Origin of the sequence: Microbacterium esteraromaticum (assembly GCF_014084045.1) — a bacterium.
Classification (GTDB): Bacteria; Actinomycetota; Actinomycetes; order Actinomycetales; family Microbacteriaceae; genus Microbacterium; species Microbacterium esteraromaticum_D.
This window is the reverse complement of the sequence record NZ_CP043732.1, coordinates 2,608,225-2,626,880: the sequence shown is the minus strand read 5'-3', so window position 1 is coordinate 2,626,880 and position 18,656 is coordinate 2,608,225. Positions and strand designations below refer to the sequence as shown.

The window sequence follows — 18,656 nt, the reverse complement described above, 5'->3', positions numbered from 1 at the left end:
GCCCCCGAAATCCGGCAACCCTCCCCAGTTCCGGATGCCCGGGCACCAAACATCCGGAACTCAGGCGAACTGCCGGAACCGAGAGGCCGAAGCCCGAGACCCCGCCGACACCGACCCGGATCAGCCGAACAGCGCCGCGGCCTCGTCGTAGCGCTCACGGGGCACGGTCTTCAGCTCGCCGAGTGCGTCGGCGAAGGGGACCCGCACGATGTCGGTGCCGCGCATGGCGACCATCTGGCCCCAGCACTCGTCGACCAGTGCGTCTGCGGCGTTCAGGCCGAGCCTCGTAGCGAGCACGCGATCGAAGCCGGAGGGCGACCCACCGCGCTGGATGTGGCCGAGCACGGTCGAACGGGTCTCGATGCCGGTGATGCGCTCGATCTCCGGCGCGAGGATCTCGCTGATGCCTCCGAGACGCGGGCGGTTGAACGCATCCAGACCCTTGTCGCTGTACGCCTCGTCCATCCCCGTCAGCGTGAAGCCCTCGGATACGACGACCAGCGGCGCCCGTCCTCTGTCGTGAGCGCTGGTGACCAGCGCGCAGATCTCGTCCATCGACATCGGCACCTCGGGGATGCAGATGACGTGGGCGCCGGATGCCATGCCCGCGTGCAGCGCGATCCAGCCGACGTGCCGGCCCATCACCTCTGCCACCATGCATCGCTGGTGGGAGTCGCCTGTGGTGCGCAGTCGGTCCATGGCGTCCGTGGCGATGTTGACGGCCGTGTCGAAGCCGAACGAGTAGTCGGTCGCGTGCAGGTCGTTGTCGATGGTCTTCGGGACGCCCAGCACCTTGATGCCGTCCTTCGAGAGCCGGTCAGCCGCGGCGAGAGTCCCTTCTCCGCCGATTGCTACGACTCCGTCGATGCCGTGCGCGGCGAGGGTCCTGGCGATCTTCTCCGCGCCGCCGCGTGGCCCTCGTACGGGTTGGTCCGGCTCGTGCCGAGGATGGTCCCGCCGACCTTCGACAGGCCCTTCACCTCGTGGCGGGTCAGCGGGAAGAAGTCGCCGTCGACGACTCCGCGCCAGCCGTCGCGGATTCCGACGAACTCGAGGTCGTGGTTCGTAGTGCCCTTGAGCACGATGCCGCGGATGACGGCGTTGAGCCCGGGGCAATCGCCGCCGCTGGTGAGGATGCCGATCTTCATGCTGCTGCCTTCGTGCTTCAGGGAAAGGGGAAGAGGAGGCGACGCTGCCTGTTGTCGACACTAGTGCCGATCGCATCCAGAAGCCATTCGAAAGCAGCGAAAATGACGGATCTTGCCAGCCGGTCAGCGGCGATCACGGATTCTTGGCAGGAATTGTGCCTGAATGACGAGAACGGGCGCTAAGAACAATAGTTCTTAACGCCCGTTCTTCGGCCTTGGATCACTCGCCGCCCAGAGCCTCCCGCAGAAGGTGCATGAGGGCCGCCAGCTGCACGGACTCGCCCGGCTCCTCGGCGACCGCTTCGCCGTCGAGGGCGCGGGCCGCGAGACCCTGCTTCTGGTCGATGAGCTCGGCGATCTTCGTGTCGAGCGTGTGCGCGGCGATGATGCGCCATGCGGTCACCGGCTCGTCCTGCCCGATGCGGTGCACGCGGTCGATCGCCTGGGTCTGCTCCGCCGCCGTCCAGCTCAGCTCGGCCAGCACGACGTTCGACGCCACCTGCAGGTTCACGCCGACGCCCGCCGCGGTGAGCGAGCAGACCGCGACCCCGACCTCGGGGTCGGTGTTGAACGCGTCGATCGCCTGCTGACGAGCGGGGGTGGTCTGGTCGCCTCGGATCGAGACCGACTTGATCCCGACCGCAGCGAAGTGCGCCTCGGCCTGATCCATCACGTCGACATGCTTCGCGAAGAACACGACCTTCTCGACCGAGCGCTGCAGCTGTGCGGCGTAATCTGCCGCGAGCAGGGCCTTGGCCTGGCCGATCTTGCGGACCATCGTGAAGACGTTGTCACCGCCGGCGCCCGCCGCCTTCGACTCCTCGAGCTCGTTGTGAGCGACGAGACGCACGATGTCGTCGTCGATCTCGCCGTGCGCTGCGGCCGACGGCCCGTGGGTCGCGGTGCGCGCCTCGACGATGCGCCGATACTTCGCCGCCATCCGCTCGCCCAGCTCGCGCTCGGCGGCCCGGATGCCCCGTCCGAACTCGTCATCGAGCTGCACCGGCAGATCGGCGATCAGCTTGTCCGGCAGGTCGGCGGCGACGTCCTTCTTCTTGCGACGGACGATGCCCATCGAGATGACGGCCTCGCGCGCTTCGGCGTAGAACGACTTGTCGGCGGGGGTCAGCCCCGTGGCATCGAGCTTCTCCATCAGCGCCTGCGTGGGTTTCTCGCCGTTGGTCCAGCCGAGGAATCGCCAGATCGCGTCGAAGTCCTCGACGTCGTTGATCAGCGGCGTTCCGGTCAGGGCGAGCATGAGCGGGCTGCGCTCGCGGTCGCGGATGCGGGCGGCCAGAGCGAGCACGTTCTGCGAACGCTGTGACGAGAGGTTCTTGATGAAGTGCGCCTCGTCGACGACCATTCCCTTCAGGCCGATCGATCCGAGCCACGAGAGGTGGCGATCGAGGATCTCGTAGTTGACGATGAACACGTCGGCGAAGGCATCGATGTCGGCGCCGTCACCCTGGATGACGGTGGCGCGGCGCTGAGGCGTCCACCGCTCGACCTCCCGCGCCCAGTTCATCTTCACGACGTTCGGCACGACCACCAGCAGCGGGTAGGCGTCGGCGACCGATGCGGCGAGCACCGACTGCGCTGTCTTGCCGAGTCCGGGCTCGTCGGCCAGCAGGAAGCTGCGGTGACCCGCGCGGACCGCCTCCACGAAGCGCGACTGGTGCACCATGACCTCGCGGCCCTTGGGCGAGATGTGGTCGTACTCCGGTGTCGGAGGCAGCTCCATGGTGGCCGCTCCCCACCGGCTCCTGATTCGAATGCCTTGTACAGCGGACCCATCAGCTCCCAGCCGTCGAGGCGACGGCGCGGGACCGCGGCCGGCCGCGGGGTGAGGTCGGGCGCGAGGAACGGCGTCGCGAGCAGGCGCGATTCGACCGAGGGCGGGGTGACCTGCTTCTCGGCGAGCGCGGCGGGCACGACGGGGGTCTGGACGATCGGGGCCACGTCGGTGATCACGAGCTCTTCGGGTGCGAGCTCTGCGCCCGATTCGAGCAGCCAGTCGCGGCGCATGCGCTTCGCAACTGGCGAGGTGGCCTGATCGGCCTCGAGCAGCTGGATCAGGGATGTGTCGCGCGCAGCCGTCTTCGCAAGGATGGTCGCCACGCCGTCGAGCCGCTTGAGCAGCTCGGCGCGCGCGGCGTCGGTCAGCTCTCCGTCGGCCTTCACCCTGGCGCGCTCCTCGCGCACCAGGAACGCGATCACCTGGAACTTGACCCGATTGGTCGGGCCCAGCTTCGCGCGCTGCGCCTTCGCCTCGATCTCCCGGACCTTGCGGGCGAGGATCGGGATCAGGGGCGCCTCTTCATCTCGACGTGACGTCTTCTTTCGCCGCGGTGCGGCGGTCGCCGTGCTCGGCATGCTCCTCCTGAGCGTGAGTGCCGAAGGGCCGAAGGGGCCTTCGGTTCGTTGCGGTCATCCGCGTGTGGCGCCAGCCAGGACCGTGCGGATATCGGTGCTCGGCTGCACGCGCATGGCGGCTGTCGTCGAGCACTGCTTCGAGTTTAGGCCATCTGGCCGTCTCCGGCCCAGATGGGACACGAGTCCGCTGTGGAATCAGCTCAGCCCGAGACGCGCGCGCGCCACGGAGACGTCATCGGCGATCTGCGCGATGAGCGCCTCCATGCCCTCGAACGCCACCATGCCGCGAAGATGGTCGGTGAACTCGACGGTGACTCGATGGCCGTACAGGTCGAGCCCCGTCGCGTCGAGAACGTGCGCCTCGACCTGGCGCCGCTCGACGTCGTCGAAGGTCGGGTTGGTGCCCACCGAGATCGCGGCAGGGTGCCGGATGCCCGTCACATGGTCCTCCAGCCAGCCCGCGTACACGCCGTCGGCCGGCGCAAGGGCGTCGATCATCTCCGACAGGTTGGCGGTCGGGAATCCGAGCTCGCGGCCCCGCTTGAGCCCGTGCACGACCTCTCCGGTGACGCTGACCGGGCGGCCGAGAACGGTGGCCGCCTGTGCGACGTCGCCTGCCGCGAGCAGCTCGCGGACCCAGGTCGACGACACGCGTCGTCCGCCGCCCTCCGGCGTGACGTCGTCGACGACGTCGACGGTGAAGCCGTGTTTCGGGCCCAGCTGCTGCAGAAGCTCGGGGGTGCCCGCCCCGCCCTGCCCGAAGCGGAAGTCGCGGCCGACCAGGATCATGACCGCGTGCAGCGCATCGACCAGGATGTCGCGGACGAAGTCCTCGGCGGGCAGCGATGCGAGCGCCCGGTCGAAGGTGAGCACGAGGGTGGCATCGAGATCGAGCTCGCCGAGCAGCTCGACCTTGCGCTCCGTGGCCACGACGTTCTCGGGGCACAGCTCAGGGCGCAGCACCTCGAGCGGGTTCCGATCGAAGGTCACGGCGACGGTGCGGGCGCCGATCGCTGCGGCGTCCTCCCGCATGCGCTCGATCACCGCGCGGTGGCCGACGTGCACGCCGTCGAACTTGCCGATCGCGACCACCGAGCGGCCGAAGTCGGCAGGCACCTCGGACGGGTCGCGGAAGACGATCATGCCGACTCTCCCTGCGGACGATGGGTGCGCAGCCACCACAGGCCGAACACCGGCAGCACGAGCGGAACGAAAAGATACCCCATGCCGAAGTACGACCACACGCTGTCATGGCCGAACAGCGCCGGTGCGAGGAGGCTGAGCGCGCCCACGACGACCACGCCGGTCAGCTCGAAGACGATCGCCACCCATGCGACCGAGTACCACCCTCGTCGGTGCGCGAGCACGAGGGCGAGGGTCGCGAGGATGTAGACGACGGCGGCGAGCGCCGAGAGGCCGTACGCGAGAGGGGCCTCTTCGAAGCGGCGGACGATCTGCACGAAACTGCGACCGGTGGCCGCCAGCGCCATCACGGCGTAGACGATGACGAGGACTCGGCCGATGCCCGTCATCCGGGTGCGCGAAACGGTGTGGGACATTGCGTCCTCCATCTTACGCGTGACGGAGGTGGGGCCCGGCTGCGTCACGCGACCTGGATCGTCCAGATCGCCTGCATCCGCCACAGCATGATGGCCAGTGACAGGCCGATCACCCCGAGGATGACCGTGCTCCACCTGGTGCGGTCGAGCAGCGCCCATGCCGTGCCCCCTATCGGCAGCAGCACTGCCGATACGAGATACACCCAGAACTCCAGGAGGTCGCCGGTGGGAGGGTTGCCCGCCAGCGGGGCGACGATCGCCACGACGACCTGAGCGATCAGCAGCACCTCGACCAGGAGAAGGCTGCCCACGCTCCAGTCGCTCGGGCGGCGGCCCGCGAGCCCGGCTGTCACGCAGAACAGCCCGGCAGCGCACGCGACGGAGATCTGCACGACGGTGAACCACAGGATCATGCCTGCACCTCCGGCATGTTCATGGCGCTCTTGATGTCGTTGCCGCGCGCCTCTATGACGCCGACGAGCATGCCCTCCGGGTCGATCGCGGCCACCTCCGACGCCGGCAGCCGGTCGGCCCGGCCGTGCAGTCGCTTGCCGTGGCGGAGGTCGATGGCCTCCTGCGCATCCACCCGGAGCACGGGCATGGTGCGAGCCGCCGCCTCGGCGGGCGTCAGCACGGAGGCGCCGGTCAGATCGTCGACGCCCACCGCCTCGGAGACGTCGAAACCTCCGACGCGGGTTCGCCTGAGGGCCGTGAGATGCCCGCCGACGCCCAGCCCGTCGCCGAGGTCGCGCGCGAGCGCGCGGATGTAGGTGCCGGACGAGCAGTCCACGACGACGTCCAGTTCGATGAGGCCCTCCGCACGGCGCGTCTGCAGCACGTCGAACCGCGAGACGGTCACCTCCCGTGCGGCGAGCTCGACCTCCTCCCCCGCACGCACCCGATCGTACGCGCGGCGGCCGTCGACCTTGATCGCCGAGACCGAGCTCGGCACCTGCGCGATCGCGCCGGTGAGCGCGGCGATGCCTGTCGCGATGCTCTCGTCGGTCACCGCCCCGAGCACCGCGGCGTCGGCCGTCGCGACCGATTCGCCCTCTGCGTCGTCGGTGGTGGTGCGCGCGCCGAGGCGGATCGTGGCGGTGTACGTCTTGTCGGCGCCGACGATGTAGGTCAGCAGCCTCGTCGCGCCTTCGATGCCGATCACCAGCAGTCCCGTCGCCATCGGGTCGAGGGTGCCGGCATGGCCGACCTTCCGGGTGCCGAACGCCCGCCTGGTGCGGGCGACCACGTCGTGACTGGTCAGCCCGCCTGGTTTGTCGACGAGCAGGATGCCGGGTGGGACCATCCCTCCAGCCTAGAGCGTGTCAGCGGCACACCGTGATCGCGGCGACGACCACCCCGTCGAGCAGCATTCGAGGCCTGCTGCATCAGCATCGAGCCCACGAGCTCTGCTGTGCATGTCGTCTTGGTGTTCGTCGTGAGCTCGCTCCCCGTGTCAGCCGCTTAGGCTGGGCGTGATGCCCTCGCCCTCGACGATCCCCTCCGCCCTGTGGCGACCAGCCCTGCTGGAATGGTACGCCGATGCGGCCCGGGATCTCCCCTGGCGGCGTTCGGGGTTCTCTGATCGCTACGGCGCCTGGGGCACGCTGGTCAGCGAGTTCATGCTGCAGCAGACGCCGGTCAACCGGGTGATCCCCCACCTGGATGCGTGGCTGCGCCGGTGGCCGACACCGTCGGCGATGTCGAACGCCACCCCTGCCGAGGTCGTGCATCAGTGGGCGAACCTCGGCTATCCGCGGCGCGCGCTGTGGCTTCATCGGGCTGCGATCGAGATCGTCGAGCGTCACGGCGGCGTCGTGCCACGGGACGTCCCCGCGCTGCTTGCGCTCTCGGGCATCGGCGAGTACACCGCCCGCGCCGTGGCGGTATTCCACTACGGAGACAGGCATCCGGTCGTCGACACGAACACCCGTCGGGTGATCGCCAGGGCGGTCGACGGCCGATCGCAGCCCGATCCCCCCGCCAAGCGCGATCTCGCGCGGATGGCTGAATTGCTGCCAGTCGACGTCGCGGAGTCCGCGCTCTTCAACGCCGCCATGATGGAGCTCGGCGCGGTCATCTGCACAGCGCGCGCACCGGAATGCGAGGCCTGCCCTCTGGCATCCCGCTGCGCATGGGTCGCCGCAGGCCGGCCAGACACAGGTGACACGCGACGCAGGCAGCCGCGCTTCGAAGGGTCCGACCGCCAGGCGCGCGGAGCCGTGCTGCGGAGTCTCCGCGAGGCATCGGCCCACACGCTGCCTGCCGCAGAGGTGGTCGCCGACTGGCCGGATGCGGCTCAGCGCGACCGTGCGATCGACTCGCTCATCGCCGACGGCCTGATCGAGGCCGTCGGCGGGATGCTGCTGCTCCCGCGCTGAGCGGGAGCAGCGTCAGTCCTCGTCCTCGTCGTCGCGACGGTACGGGTCGGCCTCGCCTGCATGCGTCGCGGACGACGCGAGCTTCGCCACCTCGGCGTCGCGCTCGCGCGCCTCGCGCAGGAGGTCGGCGATGTGCCCTGCGCTCTCGGGCAGGGCGTCGGGGATGAATTCGAGCGTGGGCACCAGCCGCACATTGAGCTGACGCCCGACCTCCTTGCGCAGCAGGCCGGTCGCCGAGGTGAGCGCGGCGCCGCTCGCGACACGCTCCTCGTCCGTGCCGAGCACGGTGTAGAAGACCGACGCGTGCTGCAGGTCTCCCGAGACGCGCACGTCGGTGATGGTCACGAATCCGAGACGCGGGTCGCGCAGACCCTTCTCGAGACGCTCGGCGAGGATGACGCGGATGCGATCCGCGAGTCGTGCCTGTCGTTCTCCAGCCATGTTCCCATTCCTTCTGAGGACAGATGAGGGGCGCCCGCGGGCGCCCCTCACCGTATCGCTGTGATCAGCCGCGAGGCTTCTCGACGAGCTCGGTCGTCTCGATCTCGTCGCCGATCTGGATGTCGTTGTACTTGCCGAGTCCGATACCGGCCTCGAAGTCGGTGCGGACCTCGGTGACGTCGTCCTTGAAGCGGCGCAGCGACTCGATGGCAAGGCCATCGGCGATGACGACGCCGTCGCGGATGACGCGCGCCTTCGCGTTGCGCGTGATCGTTCCGGAGCGGACGATGACACCCGCGATGTTGCCGAACTTGGAGGAGCGGAACACCTCGCGGATCTCGGCCACGCCCGACTGGACCTCTTCGAACTCGGGCTTGAGCAGGCCCTTGAGGGAGTTCTCGATCTCGTCGATCGCGGAGTAGATCACCGAGTAGAACCGCACGTCGACGCCCTCGCGGGCGGCCGCCTCGCGGGCCTTCGTGTCGGGACGGACGTTGAAGCCGACGATGATCGCGTTGTCGATCGTCGCCAGGTTCACATCCGACTCGGTGATCGCACCGACACCGCGGTGGATGATGCGCAGCTGCACCGAGTCGTCGACCTCGATCTTGAGCAGCGACTCCTCGAGCGCCTCGACGGCACCGGACACGTCGCCCTTGATGATGAGGTTGAGCGTCTCGACCTTGCCCTCTTCGAGAGCGCGGGTGAAGTCCTCGAGCGAGATGCGCTTGCGGGCCTTGGCCAGCAGGGCGTTGCGCTCGACGGCCTCACGCTTCTCGGCGATCTGGCGGGCCATGCGGTCCTCTTCGGTGACGATGAAGACGTCACCGGCGCGCGGCACGGAGTTCAGACCCTGCACCTGCACCGGACGCGAGGGCGCTGCCTCTGCGACGGCCTCGCCGTTCTCGTCGAGCATCGCGCGAACGCGGCCGTAGGCGGTTCCGGCGACGATCGCATCGCCGACGCGCAGCGTTCCGGACTGGATCAGCACGGTCGCGACCGAACCGCGGCCCTTGTCGAGCTTCGCCTCGATGGCGACACCACGGGCTGCCTTGTTCGGGTTGGCCGTCAGGTCGAGACCGGCGTCGGCCGTGAGCAGGACGGCGTCGATCAGATCCTGGATGCCCGTCCCGTTGCGAGCCGACACGTCGACGAACATGACGTCTCCGCCGTACTCCTCTGCGACCAGACCGTACTCGGTGAGCTGCTGGCGCACCTTGGCGGGGTTGGCCTCGGGCTTGTCGACCTTGTTGACCGCGACCACGATCGGGACCTCGGCCGCCTGCGCGTGGTTCAGCGCCTCGACCGTCTGCGGCATGATGCCGTCGTCGGCGGCGACCACGAGGATCGCGATGTCGGTCACCTGAGCACCACGGGCACGCATGGCGGTGAACGCCTCGTGACCGGGGGTGTCGATGAAGGTGACCGCACGGTCGATGCCCTCGTGCTCGGTCCAGATCTGGTAAGCACCGATGTGCTGGGTGATGCCGCCGGCCTCGCCCTCGATGACATTCGTCTGGCGGATCGCGTCGAGCAGTCGGGTCTTACCGTGGTCGACGTGACCCATGACGGTGACCACGGGAGGACGGATCTCGAGGTCGTCCTCGCTCTCGGCTTCGAGCTCGGCCTCGAGATCGAGACCGAAGCCCTCGAGGAGCTCCTTGTCCTCGTCCTCGGGCGAGACCATCTGGATCTTGTAGCCCAGCTCCTCGCCGAGCACCTCGAACGTCGCCTCGTCCAGCGACTCGGTGGCTGTGGCCATCTCGCCGAGGTTGAAGAGGATGGTGACCAGGGTGCCGGGCTGGACGGTGTAGCCGTTCAGTGCCTCGAGCTTGTCGGCGAAGTCGGCGATCGATGCGCCGCGGCGCAGTCGGATGATCTCGCCGTTGCCCTTGGAGACGTTGACGCCGCCGACGACCGGCGCCGACCGCATCTCGAATTCCTGACGCTTCGCGCGACGCGACTTGCGCTGCTTGCTCTTGCCGCCGCCCTTGCCGAAGGCGCCTGCAGTACCGCCGCCGGGGCCGCGCCCACGACCGCCGCCACCGCCGGGTCGACCTGCGAAGCCGCCGCCAGGACGCTGGAAGCCGCCGCCAGCACCCGCACCCGCACCGGCACCGCCGGGACGGCCGGGAGCGCCGGGACGCTGCTGGAACGGTGCGCCGGGACGGCCGCCCTGACCACCGCGTGCGCCACCGGGACGCCCGGGACGCGGAGCGCCGACACGCGGCGAACCGGGGCGAGGAGCCTGCGGCCGCGGGATGTTGCCCGGCGTGGGCCGCTGGCCCATGCCCTGCTGCGACGCGAAGGGGTTGTTGCCAGGGCGGGGACCGGCGGGACGCTGGCCCATGCCCTGAGCGGAAGAGAACGGGTTGTTGCCGGGACGCGGGGCGCCCGGCTTCGGAGCGCCGCCGGGCTTCGGAGCGCTGTCGCCGGAAGCGGGGGCGCTGCCGCCGGGCTTGGGCGCTGCGGGCTTGGCGGGCCCGGGCGTGGGTGCGCCCGACGTCGCCGCGGGCGCCTCAGGCGCTGCGGGCGCCTCTTCGGGGGCGGCCGGAGCCGCCTTCTTCGCCGGTCCCGGCTTCGGGCCGGGGGTCGGCGCCTTGGGTGCCGCGGCGGCGGGCTTGGCAGCCGGCTTCGCCTCGGTCTTCTCTGCCGGCTTCGCGTTGGGGTCGGCCTCGATCGCGGCGCGCAGCTTGCGCGCCACCGGGGGCTCCACCGTCGAAGACGGGCTCTTCACGAACTCGCCTAGCTCCTTGAGCTTCGCGAGTGCGAACTTGCTGTCGACGCCGAGTTCAGCGGCGATCTCGTGCACACGTGGTTTGGCAGCCACAATTCTCCTGTCTGGGTCGGTCCGCCCAGGCAGGGCAGACCACTAGTCGCGGACGGGTCTCATTTCGAGCCGTTCACTTTGTTTCCATAGCCGTTCAGCCTTTGTTCCGGTGGAAGTACCGTTGGATGGTCTGCGCGTCCTCCGCCTCGGGGAACCCGATGGACGGCGGCACGCGGAGTGCTCGTGCGAAGGCCTTTCGCCGCAGAGCGGTGTCGAGGCACTCGGGCGAGGGATGCAGCCACGCGCCTCTCCCCGGCAGAGCTGCCCGCTCGTCGATGACGAGCCGGTCGTTCTGCGCCACCACCCTGATCAGGGCGGTCCGAGAGGCACGACCGCGGCAACCTACGCACGTTCGTACAGGGTCCATCTTACACCTCGCCGCGTCGCCCGACGCCCGACGCACCGTGTGCGAGCAGGTCGTCGCGCGTCACTCCATCACGCTGTCGGGCTGGATGTCGATCTTCGCACCGGTGAGCTTCGCCGCCAGGCGGGCGTTCTGGCCCTCCTTGCCGATCGCGAGTGAGAGCTGGTAGTCGGGCACCAGCGCTCGGACGGCCTTGGTGCCTGCGTCCAGCACGAACGCCGAGGTGACCTTGGCGGGCGACAGCGCGTGCGCGACGAAGGTCGCGAGGTCGGGGTGGTGATCGACGATGTCGATCTTCTCGCCCGCGAGCTCCTCGGTCACGGCGCGGACGCGACGGCCCATCTCTCCGATGCACGAGCCCTTGGCGTTCACCGACGGGTCGTTCGCCTTGACCGCGATCTTCGTGCGGTGACCGGCCTCACGGGCGAGCGAGACGATCTCGACGAGACCGCCGGCGATCTCGGGGACCTCGAGGGCGAACAGCTTGCGGACGAGCCCGGGGTGTGTGCGGGAGACGGTGATCTGCGGGCCCTTCGCACCCTTGGCCACGCTGGTGACGTAGACACGCAGACGACGGCCGTGGGCGTACTCCTCGCCGGGAACCTGCTCCTCGGGCGGAAGGATGGCCTCGACCGTGCCGAGGTCGACGTGGATCATGCGGGGGTTCGGGCCCTGCTGGATCACACCGGCGACGATGTCGCCCTCCTTGCCGCGGAACTCGCCGAGCACGGCGTCGTCGGCGATGTCGCGCAGGCGCTGGCTGATGACCTGCTTCGCAGCGTAGGCCGCGATGCGCCCGAAGTCCTCCGGGGTGGTCTCCTCTTCGCCGATGATCGCGCCCTCGTCGTCGCGAACGGGCTGCAGCACAGCCACGTGACCGGTCTTGCGGTCGAGCTCGACGCGGACGCCTGCGGGGACGGCGCCGTCTTCGGAGATGTGCTTGCCGTAGGCGGTGAGGATGGCCTGCTCGATGATCGACACGAGTTCGTCGAAGGGGATCGCCTTCTCCTTCTCGATTCCGCGCAGCAGTCCGAGTTCGATGTCCATCAGCGGTCTCCTCTATTCAGCTCTCACCGCGGACAGACGCTCCGCGGGCATCAGACAAGGATAGCCGATCCGGCGCGGCGCAGACGAAGACGCCGGTCAGGGGCGCAGCGCCCCTGACCGGCATCCGTCGGCTTGTCGGATCAGATCCGGTGGACCTGCACCACGGCGGGGCGGGGTGCGTCGGCGACGTCGCCGGGTGCCGTCGAGCCGTAGTCGGGGAACAGCGAGCGCGGATGCTCGAAGGTGCCGTCCTCACCCGGGTGCTGCACAGCCACGAACACGAGGCCCTCCTCGTCGTGGATGACCGGCCCGCAGGTCTCGGCATCGCGAGGAACCGACAGGAACTGCTGCACGTGGCCGCGCTCGGAGCCCGTCAGCGGCACCTTGAACAGGCCGTCGCCGTACCCGATCGTGCTGGGGGCGCCGTCGGTCGAGATCCACAGATCGCCCTTCGAGTCGAACGCGACGTTGTCGGGGCACGAGATCGGCGAGACGAGCTCCTTGGGGAATCCGGCGAAGTAGGCGTTCTCGAACGTGTTCGGGTCGCCGCACAGCAGCAGGACGCTCCATCCGAACGAGCGCCCGGCCTGCCCCGCGGTCTCGGTCAGCTCGATCACATGACCGTAGCGGTTGCCGGTGACCGGATTGGCCTCGTCGACGGCGGTGCGACGCGTGTTGTTGGTCAGCGCAACGTACACCTTGCCCGTGACCGGATTCGGCTCGACGTCCTCCGGGCGATCCATCTTCGTCGCGCCCACGGCATCGGCGGCCAGACGCGTGTACACCAGCACCTCCTCGGTGCTGAAGCCCGGCACGACGCTCTCGCCGTCGAGGGTCAGGGGCAGCCACTCCCCCGTTCCGTCGAACGCGCCGTCGGCGGGCAGCTGACCCGTGCCGGTGATCTCGGCCTGTGCCGAGTTGCCGCGGAACTTCGCGACGAACAGGTCGCCTTCGCTGAGCAGCGTGAGGTTCTTCCTGCGCGAACCGGAGATGCGGTTCTTCGACACGAACTTGTACAGGTAGTCGTTCCGCTCGTCGTCGCCCATGTAGGCGACGACGCGGCCGTCCTCCGCCACGTGGACGTTCGCGCCCTCGTGCTTGAAGCGACCCATCGCGGTGTGCTTGCGCGGAGTCGACGTCGGATCCTGCGGATCGACCTCGACGATGTATCCGAAGCGGTTCGGCTCGTTGACGTACTCATCCGAGTGCGCGTCGAAGCGCGGGTCGTACGTCTCCCATCCGGTGGACGTGCTCGTGGTCGGGGAGCTGCTGTAGCGCTTCTGCTGCGGTGTGTCGGCGGCCCAGGCGAAGTAGCCGTTGAAGTTCTCCTCGCCCGACAGGATCGTGCCCCATGGCGTCGTGCCGCCTGCGCAGTTGCCGAGTGTGCCGTGCACCCATCGGCCCTCGGGGTCGGCAGCCGTCTTGACCAGGTCGGATCCGGCGGCGGGTCCGGTGAGCTCGAAGACGGTCTCGACCGTGAGACGGCGGTTGCGGCGCCCGTCCACGACGTACTCCCACGGGTCGCCGACCTTGCGGCGGCGGATCTCGACGACCGACATGCCCTGCGCGGCCTTGTAGATGTCACCGCGGCGACGCAGCTCGGCGGCGTCGTCGCTGTCGGGGAACATGAGATTCGGGTTGACGTACTCGTGGTTGTTGACGAGCACGCCGGTCTTGCCGCTCGGGTCGGCGACGATGTCGAGGTAGTCGCTGTTGTAGCCGAACTGCTCGGCCTGCGCCTTCGGAGTCTGGTTGCGGATGTCGAAGGCCGGCGTGCGCGAGAAGAGCGGGTCTCCCCAGCGGATGATCGGCTTCCAGGTGTACCCGGCCGGCACCGTGAAGGCGTCGACCTCGGCAGGCACGGGCGCGATGCCGCTGAAGGACAGACCCGCCCGTCCGGGGCGGGCGAAGGATGCCCCGGTGCCGGCTGCGCCGGCGGCGGAAGGAGACGATACGGGTGTGGTGCGCCCGACGCCGACGGCGACGGCCACGGCAGCGGCCGCTCCCAGTCCGAACAGGGCACGTCGTGAGAAGACGGCGGACGCGATCGAGCGGAAGTCCTCGTTCGCGGAGGTGTTGCACTCCTCGCCCAGGCAGGCGTTGGCGCACTTGAGCTGGCAGGTCACTGCCGAGCGCTTGCCGCGCACGTGATCGGCCATCGGCAGGCTGCGGCGGGTGAATTCGGTCAGGGACATCTGTCCTCCTCGTCGGGGCGAATCGTGGCAAGGATGCCGCGGCCTGTTGACGAGCAGGTGAACGGAGTTCTAACGCACCGCTTCGTGCGTGCGCATACTGGGTGCATGGAGCGATTCGACACCGTCGTCGTCGGCGCCGGGATGGCGGGAGTCACCTGCGCCAGGATGCTGGCCGATGCGGGCAGGACCGTGATCGTGCTCGAGGCGCGCGAGCGCATCGGGGGACGGATGTCGACTGAGCGCACAGCAGGCTTCCCCGTCGACCTCGGTGCCTCGTGGATACACGGCATCAGAGACTCGGCACTGTGGGAGCTGGTGCAGGCGCTCGACATCCCGACGCGGGAGTTCACCGTGGGGAGCTTCCAGGTGGGCGGCAGGCCGATGGAGCATTTCGACGGAACGGGGACTCCGATGGACGCGACTGCGTCTTCGCAGTGGATCGCCGACGTCGAGGCGGTCGATCGCGCACTCGTCGGCGTGATCGCGCGCTCCTCCCCCGGCGACAGCTATCTGGACGCCACCGAGAGCGCACTGGATGCCTCGGGACTCGACCCCGAGCGCATCGATCAGATCCGGGAGTTCTTCCGTCACCGTGTCGAGGAGCAGTGCGGCGCGTGGATCGGCGATCTCGATGCGCACGGCCTCGACGAGGATGCCATCGACGGCGAAGAGGTCATCTTCCCGCGCGGCTACGACGAGCTGCCTCGGCGGATCGCCGTCGGCGTCGATGTGCGGCTGGCACACACGGTGCGCGGGATCAGGCGAGTCGAGGACGGATGGATCGTCGACACCGATCACGGTGCCTTCGGCGCCGACGACGTCGTGGTCACCGTGCCGCTCGGGGTGCTGCAGTCCGGCGCGCTCGAATTCGACCCGCCGCTCCCGCAGCCCGCAGCCCGCAGCATCGCGCGGCTGGGCATGGGCGTGTTCAACAAGATCTTCCTGCAGTTCCCGCACCGCTTCTGGAACGAGGAGACCTACGTGATCCGGGCCCTGGGCGAGGCAGGCGAACGCTGGCACTCCTGGTACGACGTCTCGGCGATCAGCGGCATCCCGACGCTGCTCACCTTCGCAGCCGGCCCGCTCGGGCACCGCGTGCAGTCTCTGCCGGATGCGGTGGTGGTCGCCGACGTCGCGCGTGCGCTGCGCGCGCTGTACGGCGACGCTGTGGGCGAGCCGACCGCGTCGTGGGTCACCCGCTGGGGCGATGACGAGTGGTCGCGGGGCTCGTACTCGCACCTGCCCATCGGCGCCTCGCACCACGATCACGACGCGCTTGCCGGACCGTTCGCCGGCGGGCTGCGCTTCGCGGGTGAGGCGACGTGGGGTGAGGAGCCCGCCACGGTGGGCGCGGCGTACGCCTCAGGGCATCGGGCTGCCGAGAGCATCCTCGGGCACAGCGTCGACAGGGCGGATTTCGCCGCCGCCATCGTCGACCGCGAGCGCTCCGCTGCCCGCTGACGTCGTCAGCCCGCCGACGGCAGGTCGTTGATCGCCCGGATGAGGGCGTAGAGCCCGCCGACGCTGCGCTGTTCGAGGTGCAGCGCGAGGCGCGGCAGCTCGACGACGTCGCCGGCGGTGCGCTCGACATCGAGAGGCTCGGTGCGCTCGATGCGTCCGTGCGCGCACATGTGGCCGAAACGCTCGTTGAGGCTGTCGATCTCGGCATCCGTCGGCGGATTCACCAGTCGCAGCACCAGCAGATCCCCGACCCACCGCAGCGAGTCGTAGTTGCGCCAGAACCCCGTCACGTTGGCGGCGGCGTCCTCCACCGAGTCGGTGATGAGCACCCGGTCCAGGTCGTGGGGCGAGATCACGCCGGCCGGAGCGAGGTGCTCGTCGACGAAGCGCCTCAGCCCGCTCCAGAAGGTACCGTTCGGGGCGTCCAGCAGCACGATCGGCATGGGCTCGGCCTTGCCCGTCTGCTGAAGGGTGAGCAGCTCGAACATCTCGTCCATGGTGCCGAAGCCACCGGGAAGGCAGATGAACCCGCGCGACTCCTTGATCAGCATCAGCTTGCGCGTGAAGAAGTACTTCATCGACACGACCTGGGCGCTCTCGGAGATGATCGTGTTCGCGCGCTCCTCGAACGGCAGCCGGATCGACACGCCGAGCGACATCTTCGACCCTGCGCCCTCTGCCGCGGCCTGCATGATCCCGGGCCCGGCCCCCGTGACGACCATCCAGCCGTCGTCGGCGAGCGCTGCGGCGACGTCTCGCGCCTGGAGGTACAGCGGATCCTCCTCGCCCGTCCTCGCAGACCCGAAGACGGTGACCTTCGGCACCTGATGGAACGGCTGGAACAGACGGAACGCCTGGTGCATCTCCTGCAGGGCCGCCGAGGCGATCTTCAGGTCGAGGCGGTCGGTGTTCTCCATCCCCAGCGACAGCGAGGTCTGCAGCAGCCGTGCGACGAGTCCCCGCTCCGCGCGGATGCCTGCCTTGTCGAGCAGCGTGGTGAGCTCATGGCGCAGGTCGTCGTTCAGCGTGGCATCCGTCATGCCTCCACCCTGTCACAGCCGCCGGGAGGGGGCTGCGACAGGTCAGCGGGTGAGTCGTGCGACGGCCTCGTCGACCGAGATCGACTCGCGCTCGCCGGTGGCGCGATCCCAGAGCTCGACCTGGCCCTCGGCGGCGCCACGCCCCACGATCACGATCTTCGGGACGCCGACGAGCTCTGCGTCGCCGAACTTCACGCCGGGCGACACCTTCACTCGGTCGTCGTAGAGCACGTCGAGACGTGCCGCCTCGAGCCTGTTCGAGATGTCCTCCGCGACGTCGAACGCGACCTGGTCACGCCCCGCAGCGACGACCTGCACGTCGAACGGCGCGACGGAAGCCGGCCAGATGAGACCCTTGTCGTCGTTGTTCAGCTCGGCGATGATCGCCAGGATCCGAGTCACGCCGATGCCGTAGGACCCCATGGTGACGGTGACGAGCTTGCCGTTCTGGTCGAGGACCTTCAGACCGAGGGCCTCGGCGTACTTGCGTCCGAGCTGGAAGACGTGACCGATCTCCATGCCGCGAGCCAGCGAGACGGGTCCGGAGCCGTCCGGCGCCGGGTCTCCCTCGCGGACGTTCGCGATCTCGACCGCACCGTCGGCGATGAAGTCCCGCCCCGCGACGACGGTGTGCGCGTGCTTCTGGTCGATGTTGGCGCCGGTGATCCACCGGGTGCCGTCGGCGACGCGCGGGTCGACGAGATAGCGGATGCCGGTCGCCGACTCCTCGCCGAGCACCGCGCCGGTCTCGGACCAGGGGCCGATGTATCCGCGCACGAGCAGCGGGTTGCGCTCGAAGTCCGCGTCGGTTGCCGCCTCGACCTCGGCAGGCGCGAAGGCGACCTCGGCGCGCTTCATGTCGACCTCGCGATCACCGGGGATGCCCACGATCACCACCTCGCGAGAGCCGTCGAGGTGCGACAGGGCGAGGACCACGTTCTTGAGCGTGTCGGCAGCGGTGTACTCGCCGTCGAGCACGGCGTTCGCGTGAGCCACGAGCGTGTCGATGGTCGGGGTGTCGGGCGAGTCGAAGATCGTCGCCGGCCCCACGCCGTCCCAGCCCACGGCATCCGGCGCGGTGGTGGTGTAGGCCTCGACGTTCGCCGCATACCCTCCCTCGCTGCGCACGAAGGTGTCCTCGCCGACGGGAGTCGGGTGCAGGAACTCCTCGCTGCGTGAGCCACCCATCGCACCGGCGTCGGCCTGAACGATGGCGTACTCGAGGCCGAGCCGCTGGAAGATGCGCTCGTATGCATCACGCTGCGCCATGTAACTGGCGTCGAGCCCCTCGTCCGATGCATCGAACGAGTACGCGTCCTTCATCGTGAACTCGCGCCCGCGCAGGAGCCCGGCGCGGGGCCGCGCCTCGTCGCGGTACTTGTCCTGGATCTGGTAGATGGTCAGAGGGAGGTCCTTGTACGAGGAGTACAGGTCCTTCACCAGCTGGGTGAACGCCTCCTCATGCGTCGGAGCCAGGAGGTAATCGCCACCCTTGCGATCCTGCAGACGGAACAGCAGATCGCCGTACTCGTCCCAGCGACCGGTCGCCTCATAGGCCTCTCGCGGCATGAGCGCGGGGAAATGCACCTCCTGCGCTCCGGCCGCAGCCATCTCCTCGCGCACGATCGCCTCGATCTTCGCCTTGACGCGCAGCCCCAGTGGCAGCCAGGCGAAGATGCCGGCGGCCTGCGGACGGATGTACCCGGCTCTGATCAGCAGCTTGTGGCTGGCGACCTCGGCGCCGGCCGGGTCGTCACGGAGCGTGCGGAGGAAGAAGTTCGACAGACGGGTGATCACGGGGCAAGTCTAGTGACCCGTGC

Annotated in this window: 13 protein-coding genes and 2 pseudogenes; 2 read left to right on the top strand and 13 right to left on the bottom strand. The window is 69.1% G+C overall.

Annotated features, from left to right (window positions below; translation table 11 throughout):
* Positions 1–120 precede the first annotated feature (120 nt).
* The 6 genes and pseudogenes from FVO59_RS12500 to truB form a co-directional block, all read right to left on the bottom strand.
* Positions 121–1,148 (bottom strand): annotated as a pseudogene (locus FVO59_RS12500) (6-phosphofructokinase).
* A 220-nt stretch (positions 1,149–1,368) separates the two neighbouring features.
* Positions 1,369–3,521: pseudogene (locus tag FVO59_RS12495) on the bottom strand (DEAD/DEAH box helicase).
* Positions 3,522–3,716: 195 nt separating this feature from the next.
* On the bottom strand, positions 3,717–4,664 hold the full coding sequence (locus FVO59_RS12490) for a bifunctional riboflavin kinase/FAD synthetase (RefSeq protein ID WP_182252928.1): 948 nt from the start codon (positions 4,662–4,664) through the stop codon (positions 3,717–3,719).
* On the bottom strand, positions 4,661–5,053 hold the full coding sequence (locus FVO59_RS12485; protein WP_182256795.1) for a hypothetical protein: 393 nt from the start codon (positions 5,051–5,053) through the stop codon (positions 4,661–4,663). The genes FVO59_RS12490 and FVO59_RS12485 overlap by 4 nt, the downstream gene beginning before the upstream one ends.
* Before the next feature lie 71 nt (positions 5,054–5,124).
* Positions 5,125–5,493, bottom strand: a complete 369-nt coding sequence (locus FVO59_RS12480; RefSeq protein ID WP_182252927.1) for a hypothetical protein — start codon at positions 5,491–5,493, stop codon at positions 5,125–5,127.
* Positions 5,490–6,383, bottom strand: coding sequence for a tRNA pseudouridine(55) synthase TruB (gene truB, locus FVO59_RS12475; protein WP_182252926.1), 894 nt, complete (start codon positions 6,381–6,383; stop codon positions 5,490–5,492). Before truB ends, FVO59_RS12480 begins: the two co-directional genes overlap by 4 nt.
* 172 nt (positions 6,384–6,555) lie before the next feature.
* Here truB and FVO59_RS12470 point away from each other — a divergent pair, with 172 nt between their 5' ends.
* Positions 6,556–7,458: an iron-sulfur binding domain-containing protein gene (locus FVO59_RS12470; protein WP_182252925.1), complete on the top strand. Its 903-nt coding sequence runs from the start codon at positions 6,556–6,558 to the stop codon at positions 7,456–7,458.
* Between the two features lie 12 nt (positions 7,459–7,470).
* Here the strand turns inward: FVO59_RS12470 and rbfA are convergent, their stop codons facing one another.
* From rbfA to FVO59_RS12445, 5 genes are all read right to left on the bottom strand, one after another.
* On the bottom strand, positions 7,471–7,899 hold the full coding sequence (gene rbfA, locus FVO59_RS12465; RefSeq protein WP_182252924.1) for a 30S ribosome-binding factor RbfA: 429 nt from the start codon (positions 7,897–7,899) through the stop codon (positions 7,471–7,473).
* A gap of 64 nt (positions 7,900–7,963) precedes the next feature.
* Positions 7,964–10,729, bottom strand: a complete 2,766-nt coding sequence (gene infB, locus FVO59_RS12460) for a translation initiation factor IF-2 (protein ID WP_259363219.1) — start codon at positions 10,727–10,729, stop codon at positions 7,964–7,966.
* 94 nt (positions 10,730–10,823) lie between these two features.
* Complete coding sequence (locus FVO59_RS12455) at positions 10,824–11,096, bottom strand: YlxR family protein (RefSeq protein WP_182252923.1); 273 nt, start codon at positions 11,094–11,096, stop codon at positions 10,824–10,826.
* A 60-nt stretch (positions 11,097–11,156) separates the two neighbouring features.
* Positions 11,157–12,140 carry a transcription termination factor NusA gene (gene nusA / locus FVO59_RS12450; protein ID WP_182252922.1) on the bottom strand — a complete coding sequence of 328 codons (984 nt, stop codon included), beginning with the start codon at positions 12,138–12,140 and terminating at the stop codon, positions 11,157–11,159.
* Positions 12,141–12,280: 140 nt separating this feature from the next.
* On the bottom strand, positions 12,281–14,335 hold the full coding sequence (locus tag FVO59_RS12445; protein WP_182252921.1) for a PhoX family protein: 2,055 nt from the start codon (positions 14,333–14,335) through the stop codon (positions 12,281–12,283).
* 105 nt (positions 14,336–14,440) lie between these two features.
* Here FVO59_RS12445 and FVO59_RS12440 point away from each other — a divergent pair, with 105 nt between their 5' ends.
* Positions 14,441–15,796 carry a flavin monoamine oxidase family protein gene (locus FVO59_RS12440; protein ID WP_182252920.1) on the top strand — a complete coding sequence of 452 codons (1,356 nt, stop codon included), beginning with the start codon at positions 14,441–14,443 and terminating at the stop codon, positions 15,794–15,796.
* A gap of 5 nt (positions 15,797–15,801) precedes the next feature.
* Here the strand turns inward: FVO59_RS12440 and FVO59_RS12435 are convergent, their stop codons facing one another.
* Positions 15,802–16,836, bottom strand: coding sequence for an LOG family protein (locus FVO59_RS12435; protein WP_182252919.1), 1,035 nt, complete (start codon positions 16,834–16,836; stop codon positions 15,802–15,804).
* 42 nt (positions 16,837–16,878) lie between these two features.
* Positions 16,879–18,633, bottom strand: a complete 1,755-nt coding sequence (locus tag FVO59_RS12430) for a proline--tRNA ligase (RefSeq protein WP_182252918.1) — start codon at positions 18,631–18,633, stop codon at positions 16,879–16,881.
* Positions 18,634–18,656 lie beyond the last annotated feature (23 nt).

What these genes read in the sequence shown, in the direction of transcription:
- FVO59_RS12440 (WP_182252920.1), top strand. Translation starts at nt 14,441, where the DNA reads ATGGAGCGATTCGACACCGTCGTCGTCGGCGCCGGGATGGCGGGAGTC.
- FVO59_RS12490 (WP_182252928.1), bottom strand. Translation starts at nt 4,664, where the DNA reads ATGATCGTCTTCCGCGACCCGTCCGAGGTGCCTGCCGACTTCGGCCGC.
- FVO59_RS12435 (WP_182252919.1), bottom strand. Translation starts at nt 16,836, where the DNA reads ATGACGGATGCCACGCTGAACGACGACCTGCGCCATGAGCTCACCACG.
- FVO59_RS12485 (WP_182256795.1), bottom strand. Translation starts at nt 5,053, where the DNA reads ATGACGGGCATCGGCCGAGTCCTCGTCATCGTCTACGCCGTGATGGCG.
- nusA (WP_182252922.1), bottom strand. Translation starts at nt 12,140, where the DNA reads ATGGACATCGAACTCGGACTGCTGCGCGGAATCGAGAAGGAGAAGGCG.
- FVO59_RS12455 (WP_182252923.1), bottom strand. Translation starts at nt 11,096, where the DNA reads ATGGACCCTGTACGAACGTGCGTAGGTTGCCGCGGTCGTGCCTCTCGG.
- rbfA (WP_182252924.1), bottom strand. Translation starts at nt 7,899, where the DNA reads ATGGCTGGAGAACGACAGGCACGACTCGCGGATCGCATCCGCGTCATC.
- FVO59_RS12470 (WP_182252925.1), top strand. Translation starts at nt 6,556, where the DNA reads ATGCCCTCGCCCTCGACGATCCCCTCCGCCCTGTGGCGACCAGCCCTG.
- FVO59_RS12480 (WP_182252927.1), bottom strand. Translation starts at nt 5,493, where the DNA reads ATGATCCTGTGGTTCACCGTCGTGCAGATCTCCGTCGCGTGCGCTGCC.
- FVO59_RS12445 (WP_182252921.1), bottom strand. Translation starts at nt 14,335, where the DNA reads ATGTCCCTGACCGAATTCACCCGCCGCAGCCTGCCGATGGCCGATCAC.
- truB (WP_182252926.1), bottom strand. Translation starts at nt 6,383, where the DNA reads ATGGTCCCACCCGGCATCCTGCTCGTCGACAAACCAGGCGGGCTGACC.